This window comes from Acholeplasma laidlawii, assembly GCF_015709225.1.
GTDB classification, from domain to species: Bacteria; Bacillota_I; Bacilli_A; order Acholeplasmatales; family Acholeplasmataceae; genus Acholeplasma; species Acholeplasma laidlawii_A.
In genome coordinates this window covers 1-3,586 of record NZ_JADNRS010000005.1, presented here as the reverse complement: position 1 = coordinate 3,586, position 3,586 = coordinate 1, and the positions used below count along the sequence as shown (strand labels likewise).

Below are 3,586 nucleotides of genomic sequence, written 5' to 3'. Positions count from 1 at the left end.
GTTATATTCCCTCATAATGGATTTTTTACTGATGTGATCATTTAATATCATCTTAACAATCTTTAGTTTGAAGTCAACACTATACTCATTCATAGGCTTTCTGCTCCTTATATTTTTATATTATACAATATGTTCTTTTAGGTGGTACCTATATGTCCCACTTTTTCGTAGCAGAGCATAGTTGAGTCACCACATAATACTCTATGATTACCTAATACATAAAGGTCACCTTTCTGACTTACTGGTACTTCTGGTATTTCACTATCTGGGTCAAAGTCATCATCGGTTGCATTATCAGGAATATCAGAATGCATCTCTTCAAATCCAAATTGAAGCATGTCCATATCAATATCAAATAACTCTTCTTCTAACTTTGATAAATCCCATGTTGCAAGCTCTGCAGTTTTATTATCTGCAAGTCTAAATGCTTTAATTTGTTCATCAGTTAAATCATCTGCAATTAAACATGGAACCTCAGTTAAACCTAATTTCTTAGCTGCTTTTAATCTTGTATGACCTGCAACAATAACTAAATTACTATCAACAACAATTGGAACTTTAAATCCAAACTCACTAATTGATGCTGCAACAGCATCTACTGCAGCATCATTATCTCTTGGATTGTTTTCATATTCAATTAAACTATTTAGATTTAGATTTTTTATTTTCATTGACATTCCATTCCTCAAAGTTACTCTCTTGACGTTTTCTAGCGATTTCTAACATTTCTTTATTTTCGTTATACTTTTCACCATGTAACCTTGATAATAAATACTTCCCAGCTCCAACATCGCCTGGTATATATTTCTTGATCTTGACGATTTTCTTTTTGGTTTTACCATTAGACTCTTCAATAATTGTTTGAGTGTCTTCATAGTATTCACCTTCAGCTCTTCTTGTAATACTTACTAAAAGTAGTTGCTCATGAAGTTTCTTTGCCTCTGCAATTGTAAATCTAATCTCTTCATGTCTTTTCTTGAGTCTTTCCCAAGTTGCCTCACTCACTCCAATTAAGTTATAAATTAAACCTCTTGCTTCTTTATATGAATAATAGTCAGAGATTATTTTTAGTTTAGAATCTAGTAAACCTTGTTCTTTCCATTTCATATAAGCATCTTTTGTATTGGCCATATAATTTCCACCTCCTATTAATTGAAAGTGAAATCTACGAATTTTCGCAAGAAAAAAAGGAACAATTATTGCTCCTTTTAATCCTAGACTTTTAAAGCCAGATATCCACGATAACCAGATTATACGTTAAAACGTTCAGTTTGTAGTGTATCTAGTGGTAGACAAATATACTTTTTTCAAGTCCTTTTATTAAGTTTTTTTCTCGCTCTCAAACATATATCATTGTAGTTATTAATTGTATTGTTAATATTTCATTACTATTTGAGTATGGGCGTCAACACTAATTATCGGATGTTAATTTGCCTTTGGATTTCCGTTATCGTCATAAGACCATTGTCCGTTCCAGTATACTGGTCTACTTAATAGATTCCATGCTGATTCCCATCCTAATGGTTTCGAAGATACTTCTGCATAAATAGTTAAACGGAAAGATCCAAAGAAGGCCCCATATCCGATGCTTGTCACACTGTTTGGAATCACGATACTTGTTAAACTTCTGGCATTGTAGAAGGAATAATGACCGATGCTTGTTAACTCTGAATTTTCTTCAAATGTCACTGTTGTTAAACTGCTGGCTCCATAAAAGGCAGCTCCTCCTATGCTTTTGACACTATTAGGTATCACGATACTTATAATACTTGAATCTCTAAACGATCCATTTATGATGTCTGTAACTACATGCCCATTAATACTTCTAGGAATGATTATTTCTGTAGTAATAGGGTTTTCTATCAATCCTAAAACATAAGCGTTGCCATTCGATGATAGTGCATATGCTACAGAATCATCATTTATTGTTTCAAGATATCCCCAGATTACTGATACATTTGAGACGTTCCATGATGAGTCCCAACCTAATGGTTGTGAAGATGTTTCTGCATAGATTGTTAAACTGCCTGTATTATGGAAGGCCCAATATCCGATGCTTGTGACACTGCTTGGAATCACGATACTTGTAATACTTGAATTTCTAAAAGCGTCAATTATAATGTCTGTAACTACATACCCATTAATACTTCTAGGAATGATTATTTCTGTAGTAGTAGGATTTTCTATCAGCTCTAAAACATAAGCATTGCCATTAGATGATAGTGCATATGCTACAGAGCCATCATTTATTGTTTCAAGGTATCCCCATATTACTGGTCTATTTGAAAAGTTCCATGATGAATCCCATCCTGATGGTTGCGAAGATACTTCTGCATAGATTGTTAAACTTTCAGCTTCATAGAAGGTCATTGAACCAATGCTTGTGACACTATTTGGAATCACGATACTTTTTAAACTGTTGGCTCCATCGAAGGCCCAATATCCGATGCTTGTGACACTATTTGGAATCACGATGCTTGTAATGCTTGAATTTTGAAACTGTTGACTAACAATTGATATTGTATCATTTGCTAAAACTAAACCCACTTCTCTCATATTACCTTGAGTGAGTGTCTTATCGATAAATGATCCACCTATTGCATATGTAATAGTCTGCAGTGATGTTGGAATAAAATTAATATCGTTTCCAAAATAGTAACTTAATTCATTAGATACTTCACTTGATATGGTGATATTTACAAGTTTGTTAGAGTATCTAAAAACAGATGTCCCAAATGTTTGTGTTGCATTTGAAAATTCTATATTTTCTAAATTACTCATATTATTAAATGCTTCGTTACCCACCTCAACTACATATTGCCCAAGTTTAATACTTTTTAATGTTGTGTTGCCCTTGAAAGATTCTGCTTGAATCTTAGTAACTGGATATCCTCCAATGGTATCTGGTAATACAAGCGTTTCTTCATTACCAATATATTTATTGATGAATGCTTCATTGTTTTCAATACTGAATTCAACAATATCTGATAAATCTTTCCATTGTGCTATGAGCGTAATATCTTGTCCATATGTATATCTAAATGGTAGTTCAATAACATGACCTAAATAAGTCCAGCCCATAAATACATAGTCTGTTCTTGTTGCATCAGGAAGAGTTGTTACATAATCGTGAGTTAGTAGAGTTATTGGTTCAATTAAATCACCACCGGCTGTATCAAAAATAATTTGATAATTAACTGCATCCGTCCATGTTGCTATGAGTACAACATGATCTTTAACTTGATATGTATTCTCATAAAGTTTGTCGCCGTCAGACCAACCTAAGAAAACACTATTTTCTTTAGCTGGTTTTACCAAATTAATAGTTGTTAAATACTCAACTGTGATCTCTTGAATTACATTGCCCCCTTGTGTGTCAAATGTAACTGTGTATTGACTAATTTGATAGGTTGCTGTTACGACTATTGCTTCAGTAATATTTGTGAATGCTTGATCCCATCCTACAAAGTCATACCCTTCTCTTGTTGGTGCTTCTGGTGCACTTGCTCCAGTGCCATATGCTACTAATTCTGTCTTTATCTCTCTACCATCATGATCTTTAAAGATAACGGTATATTCATTTATT

The 3,586-nt window shown here is 33.4% G+C and carries 3 protein-coding genes; all 3 read right to left on the bottom strand.

Annotation, left to right across the window (positions count from 1 at the left end):
* Window positions 1-137: 137 nt before the first annotated feature.
* Window positions 138-671, bottom strand: a complete 534-nt coding sequence (locus IY230_RS00340) for a ParB N-terminal domain-containing protein (RefSeq protein WP_196369369.1) — start codon at window positions 669-671, stop codon at window positions 138-140.
* On the bottom strand, window positions 643-1,131 hold the full coding sequence (locus IY230_RS00335) for a hypothetical protein (RefSeq protein WP_196369368.1): 489 nt from the start codon (window positions 1,129-1,131) through the stop codon (window positions 643-645). The genes IY230_RS00340 and IY230_RS00335 overlap by 29 nt, the downstream gene beginning before the upstream one ends.
* 294 nt (window positions 1,132-1,425) lie before the next feature.
* Window positions 1,426-3,586, bottom strand: a 2,161-nt coding sequence (locus IY230_RS00330; protein WP_196369367.1) for a leucine-rich repeat protein, incomplete at its 5' end; no start/stop codon positions are given.

What these genes read in the sequence shown, in the direction of transcription:
- IY230_RS00340 (WP_196369369.1), bottom strand. Translation starts at nt 671, where the DNA reads ATGAAAATAAAAAATCTAAATCTAAATAGTTTAATTGAATATGAAAAC.
- IY230_RS00335 (WP_196369368.1), bottom strand. Translation starts at nt 1,131, where the DNA reads ATGGCCAATACAAAAGATGCTTATATGAAATGGAAAGAACAAGGTTTA.